Source organism: Haloferax chudinovii, from assembly GCF_042663345.1.
GTDB classification, from domain to species: domain Archaea; phylum Halobacteriota; class Halobacteria; order Halobacteriales; family Haloferacaceae; genus Haloferax; species Haloferax chudinovii.
Genome location: NZ_JBHTAB010000002.1, coordinates 93,754 through 107,090 on the forward strand (window position 1 = coordinate 93,754; position 13,337 = coordinate 107,090).

Annotated in this window: 15 protein-coding genes; 7 read left to right on the forward strand and 8 right to left on the reverse strand. The window is 67.2% G+C overall.

What is annotated here, in order from left to right:
• Positions 1-62 precede the first annotated feature (62 nt).
• On the forward strand, positions 63-347 hold the full coding sequence (locus ACFQI8_RS04675; protein WP_390243094.1) for a DUF7545 family protein: 285 nt from the start codon (positions 63-65) through the stop codon (positions 345-347).
• A gap of 94 nt (positions 348-441) precedes the next feature.
• On the opposite strand, the gene ACFQI8_RS04680 is transcribed toward ACFQI8_RS04675, so the two are convergent.
• From ACFQI8_RS04680 to ACFQI8_RS04690, 3 genes are all read right to left on the reverse strand, one after another.
• Positions 442-1,239: a ZIP family metal transporter gene (locus ACFQI8_RS04680; protein WP_390243095.1), complete on the reverse strand. Its 798-nt coding sequence runs from the start codon at positions 1,237-1,239 to the stop codon at positions 442-444.
• 250 nt (positions 1,240-1,489) lie between these two features.
• Positions 1,490-2,242, reverse strand: a complete 753-nt coding sequence (locus ACFQI8_RS04685) for a mechanosensitive ion channel family protein (RefSeq protein WP_390243096.1) — start codon at positions 2,240-2,242, stop codon at positions 1,490-1,492.
• A gap of 204 nt (positions 2,243-2,446) precedes the next feature.
• Positions 2,447-2,713 carry a DUF8066 domain-containing protein gene (locus tag ACFQI8_RS04690; protein WP_390243097.1) on the reverse strand — a complete coding sequence of 89 codons (267 nt, stop codon included), beginning with the start codon at positions 2,711-2,713 and terminating at the stop codon, positions 2,447-2,449.
• Positions 2,714-2,918: 205 nt separating this feature from the next.
• Between ACFQI8_RS04690 and ACFQI8_RS04695 the strand changes: the two genes are divergently transcribed.
• Together ACFQI8_RS04695 and ACFQI8_RS04700 are read left to right on the forward strand one after the other, a co-directional pair.
• On the forward strand, positions 2,919-5,012 hold the full coding sequence (locus tag ACFQI8_RS04695; protein ID WP_390243098.1) for an acetate--CoA ligase family protein: 2,094 nt from the start codon (positions 2,919-2,921) through the stop codon (positions 5,010-5,012).
• 26 nt (positions 5,013-5,038) lie between these two features.
• Positions 5,039-6,157, forward strand: coding sequence for a phosphotransacetylase family protein (locus ACFQI8_RS04700; protein WP_390243099.1), 1,119 nt, complete (start codon positions 5,039-5,041; stop codon positions 6,155-6,157).
• A gap of 61 nt (positions 6,158-6,218) precedes the next feature.
• On the opposite strand, the gene ACFQI8_RS04705 is transcribed toward ACFQI8_RS04700, so the two are convergent.
• The 3 genes from ACFQI8_RS04705 to ACFQI8_RS04715 all read right to left on the reverse strand — a co-directional run bounded on the left by ACFQI8_RS04705 (position 6,219) and on the right by ACFQI8_RS04715 (position 8,748).
• On the reverse strand, positions 6,219-6,407 hold the full coding sequence (locus ACFQI8_RS04705) for a hypothetical protein (protein WP_390243100.1): 189 nt from the start codon (positions 6,405-6,407) through the stop codon (positions 6,219-6,221).
• A gap of 38 nt (positions 6,408-6,445) precedes the next feature.
• Positions 6,446-7,552, reverse strand: a complete 1,107-nt coding sequence (locus ACFQI8_RS04710; RefSeq protein WP_390243101.1) for a M24 family metallopeptidase — start codon at positions 7,550-7,552, stop codon at positions 6,446-6,448.
• Between the two features lie 92 nt (positions 7,553-7,644).
• On the reverse strand, positions 7,645-8,748 hold the full coding sequence (locus ACFQI8_RS04715; RefSeq protein ID WP_390243102.1) for a CNNM domain-containing protein: 1,104 nt from the start codon (positions 8,746-8,748) through the stop codon (positions 7,645-7,647).
• Between the two features lie 196 nt (positions 8,749-8,944).
• Between ACFQI8_RS04715 and ACFQI8_RS04720 the strand changes: the two genes are divergently transcribed.
• The 3 genes from ACFQI8_RS04720 (at position 8,945) to ACFQI8_RS04730 (ending at position 10,578) form a co-directional block, all read left to right on the forward strand.
• Positions 8,945-9,982: a DUF7544 domain-containing protein gene (locus ACFQI8_RS04720; RefSeq protein ID WP_390243103.1), complete on the forward strand. Its 1,038-nt coding sequence runs from the start codon at positions 8,945-8,947 to the stop codon at positions 9,980-9,982.
• Positions 9,983-10,149: 167 nt separating this feature from the next.
• A complete protein-coding gene (locus ACFQI8_RS04725) occupies positions 10,150-10,320 on the forward strand; it encodes a hypothetical protein (RefSeq protein ID WP_390243104.1) in 171 nt (56 codons plus the stop codon).
• Positions 10,321-10,350: 30 nt separating this feature from the next.
• A complete protein-coding gene (locus tag ACFQI8_RS04730) occupies positions 10,351-10,578 on the forward strand; it encodes a DUF7543 family protein (protein WP_390243105.1) in 228 nt (75 codons plus the stop codon).
• A gap of 1 nt (position 10,579) precedes the next feature.
• Here the strand turns inward: ACFQI8_RS04730 and ACFQI8_RS04735 are convergent, their stop codons facing one another.
• Both ACFQI8_RS04735 and ACFQI8_RS04740 read right to left on the reverse strand, forming a co-directional pair.
• A complete protein-coding gene (locus tag ACFQI8_RS04735; protein ID WP_390243106.1) occupies positions 10,580-11,362 on the reverse strand; it encodes a CBS domain-containing protein in 783 nt (260 codons plus the stop codon).
• Between the two features lie 43 nt (positions 11,363-11,405).
• Positions 11,406-12,863 (reverse strand): DHHA1 domain-containing protein, encoded by a 1,458-nt coding sequence (locus ACFQI8_RS04740; protein WP_390243107.1) that lies wholly within the window; start codon positions 12,861-12,863, stop codon positions 11,406-11,408.
• Between the two features lie 89 nt (positions 12,864-12,952).
• On the opposite strand from ACFQI8_RS04740, the gene ACFQI8_RS04745 reads away from it, so the two are divergent.
• On the forward strand, positions 12,953-13,333 hold the full coding sequence (locus tag ACFQI8_RS04745) for a DUF7522 family protein (RefSeq protein WP_390243108.1): 381 nt from the start codon (positions 12,953-12,955) through the stop codon (positions 13,331-13,333).
• The last annotated feature ends 4 nt before the right edge of the window (positions 13,334-13,337 follow it).

Genomic DNA, 13,337 nt, shown 5'->3' on the forward strand with positions numbered 1-13,337 from the left:
CGAGTCGTCGCCCCCGACGCGCAAACTCAAGCCTTAACCCGCGGCCGACCCCACGTGGTGGCATGGTCGAAACTGAGACGTACACCATCGAGGGACCGAACGGAGACACCGAAGCGCTGGAACTCCCCGCGGGCCTCGTCGACATCTTCTCGGAGCAGGGCGAAGACCCGACCGACGTCGTCGCCGACGTCGTCGTGCAGGCGTTCGCACAGCAGGCGCACGTCGTCGCTCACCACAGCGAGGGCGGCGCGCCGGCCGACATCGCCGAAATCAACGAGGCGATGGAAGAGCTGTTCGAGGACCGCTTCGGCGTCCCGCTCTCGGACGCGCTCGGCCACTCGCACTGAGTCGGGGTCGCGGTCGCTGTTTTCTCTGCCGTTCCGAGTCGAAGGCGAGAGCCCCGCGTCTGAGTCGTGAGTCGTTGCGGCGGGTCCACCGCGCTCAGATGAACGCCAGCGGAACCATGACGGCGAAGCCGGCGACGAGCCCGGCGAGCAGTTCGACCCGGCCGCCGCGCGGGAGGCGCTCGCCGAGTTCGAGCGCCTCGGGGATGAACTCCGTGAGGACGAGAAAGACCATCGCGCCCGCGGCGAAGCCGAAGCCGAACGGGAGGAACTCCCGGGCGATGCGGACGAAGTAGAAGGCGATGACCGCGCCGATGGGCTGGGGCAGACTGGAGAAGATGGCCCACCAGACGAGCTTCCAGTTCGAGACCTCCATCGACCGGAGCGGGATGGAGATGGCCAGCCCTTCGGGGACGTTGTGAATCGAGATGGCAATCGTCATGAACACGGCGAGTAGCGGGACGACGAAGCCGAACAGTTGGATACCGCCGTCGAGGCCGAGGTCGGCGAAGGAGACGCCGACGGCGACGCCCTCGGGGAAGCTGTGGACGGTGAGGATGCCGAGAATCAAAAGCAGTTTGCGGAAGTCGGCCTCCTCGTACTGCTTCGGGTTGACGTCTGCGCCCTCGATGACGCGGTGGGCGACGAGGACGAGCGCGACGCCCGCGAGCATCCCGATACCGAGTTGGAGCGGCGTCCCGTTGGCGAGCCCCTCGGAGACGAGGCCGAACAGCGACGCCGACACCATGATGCCCGAGGCGATACCCCACAGCGCCACGTTCCAGCGGTCGCTCACGTCCGAGACGAAGAAGAACGGAATCGCGCCGAGACCGGTCGCGATGGCCGTGACGAGCCCGGCGAGAAAGACGAACGTGAGAGCGGCAAACTGGTCCATACCGACCGTAGCCACTCGGTGCCGATAAGTATTATCATATCCCAGATATTTTTGGCTTACCTAAAACTTTGAATGTCGGGTAGAAGGCTTCAAGTGGTTTAGACAGGCCAAAAAGTACGATTCGGTATTAAAATAACTATTCTGATATATCGGCACGAGCGGCGGCTCGGCGGGGGTAGTCAGTGAAGAAAGGCGTCGGTGCCGCGGTGCGCTCGCATCGGGCGCACTGGACGCACCGGGCGGAGCGTGCTCAGTCGTCGGCCGCCGACGCGCCCTCGGGGGTGTCGGTGTCGCCGCCCACCGGGGAGACGGGGGTGGCCGCGACGGAGCGGGCCGAACCCATCCAACGCTCGACGTTGGCCGAGACGTAGTCGCGCGCGCCGAAGGCGACCGCGCCGCCGACGCCGATGGCGAGGGCCGCGGCGATGCCCCACGCGAACGCCTGCGCGATGGTGAACAGGATAGCCACGTCGATGCCCATCGTGCTCAGGCCGATGACGACGGCGGTGAAGTAGAGGAACATCCGGGTGCCGACCGCGAACGCGCTCGTGTACGGCGTCTCGGTCGCCGCGCGGGTCCGAGTGATGGCGTCACCGATGAAGTCGGCGACGACGAACCCGAGGACGATGACGAGCAGGCCGGCCACGAACGACGGCGCGTACGACGCCGCGGTCGAGACCCACTGAGAGAACAGGTCGACCGCGAGGACGTCGGCCGCCGCGAGGACGGCGATGGCGTAGACGAACCACTTGCCGAGCGTCCCGAACGCGCCCGAGACGGCCTTTTCAGTCCCACCGAGAATCTTCCCGACGGGCGTCGCCAACACCGCCTTGTCGACCTCGACGCGGTCGGCGAGTCGCGTGATGAGACGGGCCGTGATACTCCCGATGAACCAGCCGACGATGAGGATTAACAGCGCGCCCACGAGCCGCGGAACGAACGCGAGCACGGCGTTGGTCAACTCTGCGATGGACTCGGTCAACGTGACTTGTAACGGGTACATTGTTGCGGGTGGGACATCGCGCTCCTGACAGTTAGTTAATAATGTGGGAACCGCTACTGAAATTATCCCGTAATCGGTACCCTCAGAGTTCGCCGATACTCGGCGAAAACGGACGAACAGCCGGTTTTCGCGGTGGATTTCTGAATGCTCGTCCGACCGACTCGCGGGCGAGACCGTCTCGGATTCGGGCGCGTCGGCCGCGGTTTAATCCCTGCTTGATTCGTCCCCGCGGTCGCGGGAATCGGCGCGCTCGTCGGCGAGGCGGCCGAGCTGTGTCGCGATTTCCTCCACGGCGACGACGAGTCTTGCGGCGTACCAGAGCACGACGGCGATGACGACGAGGAACACCCACGCGAGAATCTGCTGGGCGATGAGAAGCGCGTAGGCGAGCGTCAGCGCGAGGAAGACCGCGACGGCGACTTTCGCGCCGGCAGTTCGGTGGAAGGGCGTGTCGTCGGTGGGTGTCGACATAGCCCGTGATTTTCGGGGGCCGAAGTTATGCGTTTGGCCGCTCCGGGTCGGCGACACCGCTCCGACTGACGAGCGTCACTGGCCCAATTCTGTGGTCTAACTCGCGAACCATCCCGATTAATTGCACTACTGTATCGTGCCACCAAAGGCCGTGAGACGGCCCACACCACCGAGTTTATCAGTCAATGACGGGAAGCAACAGGTAATGGGAGAGCTATCCGAATTGTTCGCGCCGAACCGAATCGCGGTGGTCGGTGCGACCGAGCGCGAAGGAGCAATCGGGCGGGCAATCATGGACAACCTCATCGACGAGTTCGACGGTGAGGTCGTTCCGGTCAACCCCAAGTACGACGAACTGTTCGGCCTGCAGTGCTACGGCGACGTCGGCGAGACGGACGCCGACCTCGCGGTCATCGTCGTTCCCCCGAAGGTCGTCCTGCCGGCGATGAAGTCCGCCGGGGAAGCGGGCATCGAGAACGTGGTCGTCATCACCGCCGGCTTCGGCGAGACGGGTAGCGAGGGAGCCGCCCGCGAGCAGGAGCTCCGCGATATCGCCGAGGAGTACGACCTCAACGTCGTCGGCCCGAACAGTCTGGGCATCATGAACACGGACGTGGGCATGAACGCGACGTTCGGCCCCGACATGGCCCTCGACGGCAACATGTCCTTCATGAGCCAGTCGGGCGCGTTCATCACGGCCGTCATCGACTGGGCCAACGACGAGGACATCGGCTTCAAGGACATCGTCTCGCTGGGTAACAAGGCCGTCCTCGACGAGGCCGACTTCATCGAGACGTGGAACGACGACCCCGACACCGAGGTCATCATCGGCTACCTCGAAGGCATCTCGGCGGGCCGCGAGTTCATCGACTCCGCCCGCGACGTGACGAAGGACACGCCCATCGTCCTCGTCAAGTCCGGCAAGACCGACGCCGGCGCGCAGGCCGCCTCCTCGCACACCGGAACCATCGCCGGCTCCGACGCCGCCTACGAGGCCGGTCTCGAACAGGCGGGCGTCATCCGCGCGGAGTCCGTCCAGCACCTGTTCGACACCGCCCGCGTGCTGGGCGACCAGCCGCTCCCCGAGAACAAGGACGTGGCCGTCATCACGAACGCCGGCGGCCCCGGCGTCATGACGACCGACGCCATCGGCGAGTCGGAACTGAAGATGGCCGACTTCACCGACGAGACGCTCGAAGCCTTCACCGAGTCGCTCCCCGCCGAGGGGAACATCTACAACCCGGTCGACATCGTCGGCGACGCCGACAACGCCCGGTTCAAGGAGGCCCTCGACGTGGCGCTCGCCGACGACAACGTCGGCATGGCGCTCGTGTTGACCTGCCCGACGGCCGTCCTCGACTACAACCAGCTCGCCGCCGACACCGTCGAGCTACAGGAGAAACACGACAAGCCCATCGCCGCCTGTTTCATGGGCGGCGAGCGTGTCGACGCCGCGTCCGACGTGATGAAAGACGCCGGCATTCCGAACTACTTCGACCCCTCGCGCGCCGTCGACGGGCTCGAAGCGCTCTCGAAGTACGCCGACATCCGCCAGCGCGAGTACGACGCGCCCACCGAGTACGACGTGGACCGCGAGCGCGCCCGTGACATCCTCGAAACCGTCAAAGACCGCGACGAGACCCGACTCGGCGTCGAGGCGATGGAACTGCTCGACGCCTACGGTATCGAGACGCCGGCCGGCGACATCGTCGACGACCCCGCCGACGCGCTGGAAGTCGCCGAACGCATCGACGGGGACGTCGTGATGAAAATCGTCAGCCCGGACATCCTCCACAAGTCCGACATCGGCGGCGTCAAAGTCGGCGTCGGAAACGAGGACGTCTACGACGCCTACGAGGACCTCATCACCCGCGCGAAGAACTACCAGCCCGACGCCAACATCCTCGGCGTGCAGGTCCAAGAGATGGTGAATCTCGACGACGGCGTCGAGACCATCGTCGGCATGAACCGCGACCCGCAGTTCGGCCCGCTCATGATGTTCGGCCTCGGCGGCATCTTCGTGGAAATCCTCGAAGACACGACGTTCCGCGTCGCGCCCGTCTCCGAGACCGAAGCCGAGGACATGACGAAGGAGATCGACGCCGCGCCGATGCTCCGCGGTGCCCGCGGGAACGACCCGGTCGACATCGGTGGCATCACGGAGACCATCCAGCGGCTCTCCCAGCTCGTCACCGACTTCCCGGCCATCCTCGAACTCGACATCAATCCGCTTGTCACCCTGCCGGACGGCGTGAAGGCCGTCGACGTTCGACTCACCGTCGACCCGGACGAACTTTAAACACTTCACCACCCTACCATTCAACAATGAACACGGTACTCGTCACCTCGACCGGAGAAAGCACCGGGAAGACCGCAATCACGCTCGCACTCGGCGTCCTCGCCAAGGAGCGCGGACTGGACGTTGGCTACATGAAGCCCAAGGGCACCCGCCTGCAGTCCAGCACCGGCAAGACGCTCGACGAGGACCCGATGCTCGCCCGCGAACTGCTCGACATCGACGCGGAGATGCACCAGCTCGAACCCGTCGTCTACTCCCCGACGTTCATCCAGGGCGCGGTCCGCGGCAAGGAGAACGCCGAGGAACTCTCGGAGGTCATCGCCCACCACTTCGAGGACATCTCGGCCGGTAAGGACCTGATGCTCGTCGAGGGCGGCGGCTCCTACCGCACCGGCGGCATCGTCGACCTCACCGACGGCGACGTGGCGGACCTCCTCGACGCCGAGGTCGTCCTCGTCGCCGACTACCAGCACCCGAGCGACCTCGACGACGTGGTCGCGGCGGTCGAAGACATCGGCCCCGACCGCCTCGCCGGCGTCGTGTTCAACCGCGTGAGCGACGCCGCCTACGACGAACTCGAAACCGAGGTCGCGCCGTTCCTCGAAGCCCGCGGCGTCCCCGTCCTCGGCGTCGTCCCGACCGAGAAGGACCTCGCGGGCGTCACCGTCGAGGAGCTCGCGAACGAACTCGGCGCGGACCTCGCCACCGACGCGCCGACCGACGCCTTCGTCGAGCGCTTCCTCGTCGGCGCGATGGGCGGCGACGCGGCGCTCCGCTACTTCCGCCGTACCAAGAACGCCGCGGTCATCACCGGCGGCGACCGCGCGAACATCCAGCGCGCCGCGCTCGAAGCCCCCGGCGTCAAGTGCATCATCCTCACCGGCGGCCACCGACCCGTCGGAGCCGTCATCGGCAAGGCCGAAGAGAAGGGCGTCCCGGTGCTCCTCGTCAACGGCGACACGCTCTCGGTGACCGACCGCGCCGAGGACATCGTCAGCACGGGTCGCACCCGCGACGAGCGCACGGTCAACCGGATGCGCGACCTGCTGTACGAACACGCCGACATCGACGCCCTCATCGGGGACATCGAACCGTCCGACGGCGGTGCGGCTGACGACGGGTCGGCCGACGCCGACGGCGAGTAACGACCGGCGCACCCGCTCGGATTTGCCGCCGCGTTCGGCGACACCGACCGCTTTTTCCGACTCAGACCCCGTTCTGGCCACCCTCGCGCCCGTCGAGGTAGTCGTTGACGAGTGACGGTGCACCGACGCCGACCGCGAGTAACGCGAAAAACGAGAGAGCGAACTCGCCGGTGGCGACCTCGACGAGGTACGCGACGGGGAGGGCGGCGAGGACGAACCCGGTGACGACGAGCGTCTGTCGAGAGACCATGCGCCCACCACGGTCATCAGCGAATTAACAGTTTTCGGTCAACAGCGCCAGCCGCGGTCGGTGTCGTTCAGGAGTTCCGCGCCGTTTTCGGTGACGACGACGAGGTCCTCGATTCGGACGCCGAACTCGTCGGGGAGATAGACGCCCGGTTCGACGCTGAAGACGTTCCCGACTTCGAGTTCGCGGTCGCTCCCGGCGACGATGTACGGCTCTTCGTGCACGTCGAGGCCGACGCCGTGGCCGGTCCGGTGGATGAAGCGGTCGCCGTAGCCCGCCTCCTCGATGACCTCGCGGGCCGCGCGGTCGACGTCGCCGGCGGCGACGCCCGGTTCGACGGTCTCGACGGCGGCGGTCCGGGCCGCTTGGACGACCCCGTGGACCTCGGCGAACGCCGCGGGGGGCTCGCCGGCGAAGACCACGGTCCGCGTCTGGTCGCTCGGGTAGTGGTCGACGACGGTGCCGAAGTCGAGGACGACCGGGTCGCCCGACTCGATGACGCGCTCGCCGTGGCTATGGTGCGGCATCGCCCCGTTCGGGCCGGAGCCGACGAGCGGACCGAAGGGAATCCCCTCGCCGCCCTCGTCGGCGAGGAGGCGCTCGATTTCCGCGGCGAGTTCGTTCTCGGTCATGCCGACGACGTCCGCGCCCATGTCGCGGACGCGCTCGACCGCGCGGTCGACGGTCCCCCCGGCGCGACGGAGCGCGTCGAGTTCGGCGTCGTCCTTCCGCGCGCGGAGCGGGGCGACCACTTCGCTGGCGAGGCCGAAATCGGCGGCGGGGAGCGCCGCCCGGAGGTCCTGCGAGAAGCGCGCCCACATCGTGTCGTCGACGAGGACGCGCCCGCCCGCGAGGTCGAGGTCCGAGACCACGTCGGCGAGAGCCTCACGTGGGTCGTCGTCGTCGCTCCACGTGCGCACGTCGGCGAGCCACGACTCCGCGCGGACCTGCGTCTCGTAGAGGTCGGGGACGAGAAACACCGGGTCGCCCTCGCGGGGGACGAAACAGAGCAGATGGCGTTCGGCGGGTTCCTCGTCGAACCCAGAGAGGTACAGCAGGTTTCGGCTGGGAAACAGCACGGTTGCGTCGGCGTCCGCGTCGGCCAGTCGCTCCTGACACGCGCGGGCCCGTCGTTCGAAGGGCGTCATGCGAGTGGATACGGGCGGCGAGGGAAAAGCGTGGGCGGTCCGCGGGAGCGCGTCGGGGCGCGAACCGTCCGGTTGGCCCAGACGAGGGCGGCCTACGCTCCGAGGTCCAGCGGGTCGTAGAGCTGGCCGGTGATGGACTCGAAGGCGTCGGAGGCGGTCACGAGGCCGACAACGGAGTCGCTTTCGGGGTCGCGGACCATGGCGAGCTCCTGATTTTCCTCCTGAAACCGGTCGATGAGGTCGCTGACCGAGAGGTCCGAGGGGACCGAAAGCGGGGGCGCGGCGATGTCGTCGAGGCGGCGGTCGCCCGACTGGAGGCGGTCGATGTTCGAGAGCACCGTCGGCGCGTAGACGACGCCACGCACGTCGTCGAGCGACTCGCCGACGAGCGGGAACCGCGAGTGCTGGGGGTTCGTCCGGACGCGTTCGAGGTTATCGTCCGTGGGCGCGTCGGCCGAGAGCGCGACGACGTGGTCCGCGGGGACCATCACGTCGCGGACGGGTAACTCCCCGATTCGGAGCGCGTTGAGCACCTCCTCGCGGCGGTCCTTCGGAAGCGAGCCCTGCGAGAGGACGTCCCCCATCTGGCTTCGGACCTCGCCGCGACTGAGTCGGGTGCCCTCGCCCGCGGAGCCGTCGCCGTCCTCGTCGTCGAGTTCGGCCTCCTGCCACGACCGGGTTATCTCCACGCCGCCGAGCGACAGCAGGCGCTTTGCCAGCCAGTCGGCGACGACGATGACCGGGTACATCAGCCTCGTCCACCCGTAGAGGACGGGCGCGGTGTATTTCGCCACCGCGCGGGAGCGCTCGACGCCGAGGTACGTCGGCACCTGCTCGCCGAGGACGACGTGCGAGAGGTTGATGACGACGAGCGCCAGTCCGACCGACAGCGACGTGTGGGAACCCGCCGCCCCGCCGCCGCCGAGGACCGCGTCGAAGGTGGCCGCGACCGCCGGTTCGGCGACGACGCCGAGGCCGACACTCGCGATGGTAATCCCGACCTGACAGCCCGAGAGATACACCTCGAGTCGCTCTGTCATCTCCCACGCGAGTTCGAGACCGCGGGAGCCCTCGAAGGCGGACTCCTCGAACTGCGGGACGCGCGTCATCGCGAACTCGGAGACGACGAAGAAGGCGTTCGCGAGCAACAACACGAGGCCGCCGCCGAGACGAAGCGCGGTTTCGACACCTACCATGTGAGCCGAGCGTTCGAACCGGACTCCCCTGAGCGTGTCGGCTCGGGACGGCGGTGTACCCTCCTCGTGGGCGATGCACTCCGGGCGACAGAGTCCGAGCGGTCCGAAGCGCTCCAGAGCGGCCCGAAGCGACCGAGTGCGAGAAACACCTTAACTCTCGAACAGCTTTATTTCGCGCGGCGTCGCATTGTCACTCATGAGTTGGAAAGCAATCGACGCCCTCGACGACGCTCGTGACGCCACGGCGTCGCTCCTCCTCCCGTTCGACGCGGGTCGATGGGCGCGCCTCGCACTTATCGCCGTCTTCGTCGGCGGCCTCGGCGGCGGTGGCGGCACCGGTGGCAACACCGGAACGACCGTGAGCAACGGAGGCGGGTCGACGGATATCCCGGTCGACTCGCTCCCCGGGTTCGTGACGCCCGAGAACGTCTTCGCCGCGGTCATCGCGCTCCTGGCGGTCGGCATCGTCCTCGGCCTCCTCTGGTCGTTCGTCGGCTCCGTGATGCAGTTCGTCCTCGTCGACGCCGTCGTCACGAAAGACGTGCGCATCCGCAAGCCGTTCCGCGAGCGCTTCTGGCTCGGCGTTAGACTGTTCGCGTTCCAAACCGGGCTGTTCATCGCCGTGCTCGCGGTCATCGGACTCCCGGTCGCGGCGGTGGTCTTCGGCTCCGTCGCGGTCACGCCCGGGATTGCCCTCCTCGCCATCCCGCTGGTGCTTCTCGCCATCGCGCTCCTGTTCGCGGTCGCGGTCGTCATGCAGTTGACGACCGACTTCGTCGTCCCGACGATGATAGCCGAAGACCGCGCGCTCCTGTCGTCGTGGGGCCGAGTCGTTCCGGTGTTCCGCGCCGAACTCTCCGAGTTCGGGCTGTACGTCATCGTCCGGTTCATCCTCGGCATCCTCGCGAGCATCGCTATCGGCATCGCGGCCCTTCTGGCCATCGTCGTCGTCGCCATCCCCTTCGCCATCGTCGGCGGCGCGGCGTTCCTCGCGCTCAACGCCGCGAACGTCGCGCTGTTCTCGACGGTCGGACTGGTCGTCTTCGGCGCGCTCGGGGCCCTGTTCGTCCTCGCGGCCATCGCCGTCGGCGCGGTCGTCCAGATGCCCGTCGTGACGTACTTCCGATACTACTCGCTGTTCTTGCTCGGGAGCGCCGACGACTCGCTCGACCTCGTCTCGCAGTTCCGGTCCGACGACGACACGTCGGCCCCGGAGGGCCCGACGCCCGCCTGAGCACCTGCGCACCGCCGACACGCTCACCCCGGCTCGCGCTCCAGTCTCGGGGGGTCGCCCGCCGCGCTCCGGAACGCCCGTCGCGCTCCGTTTGTCGCGTCGCCGACGTGCCTGTCTCGGGTGATAAGCGGTGATTAATTAATACGTTAACAATCCTATGCTTCGCTATGTCCTTCGAATGGGTCTCGTACTTCACGTGCGAGGAGTGCGGCCTAGAGCGCCCGTCGCCGGAGGTCCCGTACGACCGCCTCGGGTACGCGGTCTGTCCGAACTGCGGCGCGGAGACGCGTCCGGCCGCCCCGACGACGACCGACGCATCGACGCTGGCGGATGGGTAGACACTTCGGCCTTCGCCGTCATCGCCCGGTATGAGTTGGACTGAGGTCCGCCGAGACGACCGCATCGTGGAGTGGGAACGAAGCGACGGCCACGCGACTATTCGGCTCCGACGCGGGCCGAACGCGTGGCACGTCAGGGTCGACCGACTCTATCAGTCCGCCGAGGGCCGCGGCTACGAGGGCGAGCGCTTCGAATCGGAGCCAGAGGCCCGCGACGCCGTCGACGCGTGGAAAGCCGAGTACGACGTGGAGAACTGAGCTACTGTAGTCGGCGCGTCGTCTCGACCAGCGGGTGTCGGGCGTAGTCGACGATGTCGATGTCCGAAATGGAGTTCAAACCCTCCTTTTCTGCGGTCCGTTGCATCCCGAGCTCGATGGGGTCGTCGACGACGATGACGTAGGCGTCCATCTCCTCGATGCCGATGCGGTCGGCCGCGAGGACGCGGTGGTGACCGTCCGCGAGGAGCAACGTCCCGTTGTTGTCGATGACGACGAGCGGCTCCGCGAGGCCGCGTTCGAGTTCGTACCGGCGGCCGTCGAGTTCGTCGGCGTAGACGCGCGCCTGCGTGGGAATGAGGTCCGAAAGCGCGACGGTCCGGCGCTCTTGGTGGACCGTGATGCCGTGAATCTGTTCGAGCGTCCGCATGAGTTTGCCCACCTTCTCGGGCGTCGCGCGCTCGATTTGGCTTCGGATGACGTCGGTGTTCGAAATGATGCCGACGAGGTTGCCCGCGTCGTCGACGACCGGGAGCTTCTGGATGCCCGACCGGAGGATGACGCGGGCGGCGTCGTTGACGTCCATCTCGGGGTGGGCGACGACGAGGTCCGTCGCCATCACCGTCTCGATGCTCGCGTCGTCGTCCGCCAAGAGGATGTCTCGGGCCGTGACGAACCCCTCGGCCTTGCGGCCGTCGCAGACGGGAAACCCGTTGTGGCCGTCGCTTTCCGCGATGCGTTGGGCGACGTCCGCGACCGTGTCGGTCGGAGAGACGGTCTGGACCTCGCGCGTCATGTACTCCTTGACGGTCGCTTTAGTACTCATCTCCCACCTGATAGGGCCACCGTCGGCAAAAACGTGTGGGCGCTTACTCATCGAGCGGGTACTCGAAGGCGACATCAGTATCCAGACTCGGCGTCGGCGTCGCGTGCTCCAGCGTCTCGAACATCCGCCCGGCGACGATGTCCGTGACGATAGTCGCGAGCGACTCCCGAGAGTCGTCGCCCACGTCGTCGAGAATGCCTAACGGAATCTGTGCGCCCGCCATGTCGGCGTGGCCGCCGGCGCTCCCGATGGTGCCGAGGGCGTCTCGAAACGCCTCGCCGAGGTCGACCCGCGCCCCGCGGGCGCGACCGGAGACGTAGACCGTCCCGTCTATCAGGCCGTAGACGACCGTCACCTCGATGCCCTCCATCCCGAGGAGGTGGTCGGCGGCCTGCGCGAGGGCGTCCCGCTCGCGGATGTCGCCGACGTTCGTCGTGAGAACGTTGCCCCGAACGTCGCGGTTCGAGATGGCGCGGGCGAGCGTCTCCATCGTCTCCGAGGTCAGACTCGGCGTCTCGACCCGTTGGAGCAGGGCCATGTCGACGTGGGGGATGAGGAAGGCGGCGGCCTCGAAGTCGGCCGTCGAGACCTCTCGCGTGAAGTCGTTGGTGTCGACCTGAATCCCGAACAACAGCGCCGTCGCGACCGTCGTGTCGGGGACGATGCCGAGCCGGTCGAGGTACTCCGCGAGGAGCGTGCTCGTCGCGCCGACGCCGCGTCTGAGGTCCACGTACGCCGCCTCGACCGGCGCGCGCGGCGGGTGGTGGTCGATGACGATGTCGATTGTCGTCTCCGGCGGGAGGCGGTCGTTGACGCCCGGTCGAGAGTGATCGACGAGCGCGAAGCCGGCGTACTCGTCGTCCGCGGGCACCTCGTCGAGGACGTGGAGGTCCAACTCGAGGAGGTTGACGAGCGCGCGGTTCTCCTGATGGGAGATGTCGCCGAAGTAACACGCGTCGGCGCCGACGCCTGCGCGTTCGGCGATGGCTTGCAACGCCAGCGCCGCGGCGATGGCGTCGGGGTCCGGGTTGTCGTGCATCACGACCGCGAGTCTGCCGTCGACGTTCCGGAGCACCCGCATCAAGCGGTTCAACCGCTCCGTGTGCGACGTGCCGACGGCGTCGAGGATGCGGTCTGTGACGACTCTCCGCGGGTCGATGACCTCGTTGGCGAGGGCGTAGACCTCGTCGCGGACCGACGGATCGGCGTCGTCGCCGAGGTAGACGACCAGCGGCGCGTCCGGGCAGTGTTCGCTGGCCGCGCGCGCCGCGTCGAGGTTCGACCGTGGAGACTGTCCGCCGACGACGACGAGGTCGACCCCGTCGGGATAGGTCGACGGGTCGGCGGGATCGCCCTCTCTCGCGTCGATGCCGTCCGAGCGGAGGTCCTCGGCGCGCCCCTTCCGGTCGGTGACGACCGTCACCGTCCCGCCGCGGCCGGCGAGTTGCTCGACGAGGTCCCCACCGAGTGACCCACAGCCGAGAACCAGGCGACGTACCATACACGGACGGTCGAACTCCGGCCGCAAAACCCTACCGTCCTCCAATCCGGCGATGATATTATGTCATGGCATACCATGACACATATACGATGGAACTCGAGACGCAACTGCTCCCCGAGTCGCGAGCCGAGTCGTTCGTCCGAACCTGTCGACCCGTCGTCGGCGACGACCTCAGGAGTGTGACGTACTTCACCCACGACCGCTGTGAGCAGATATACCTCCGGAGCGACCTCGAAGCCGACGCTGACCTCACCGGGTTCGTCGAACACGAGACCGACGGGTTTCAGGCGCGGACCGCCTATCGAGGCTCCGAACTCGGCGACTACCGCTACACCGTCCGCACGTTCGACCACGGCTACCTGACGCGGGTGACCGACGACGACAAAGGCGTGTTCGTCACGACCGACGGCCTGACACTCAGGCGCTCCGAGGAGTTGGCGTCGGCGCTCGGCGAGTTACTGCGCGGATAAAAGG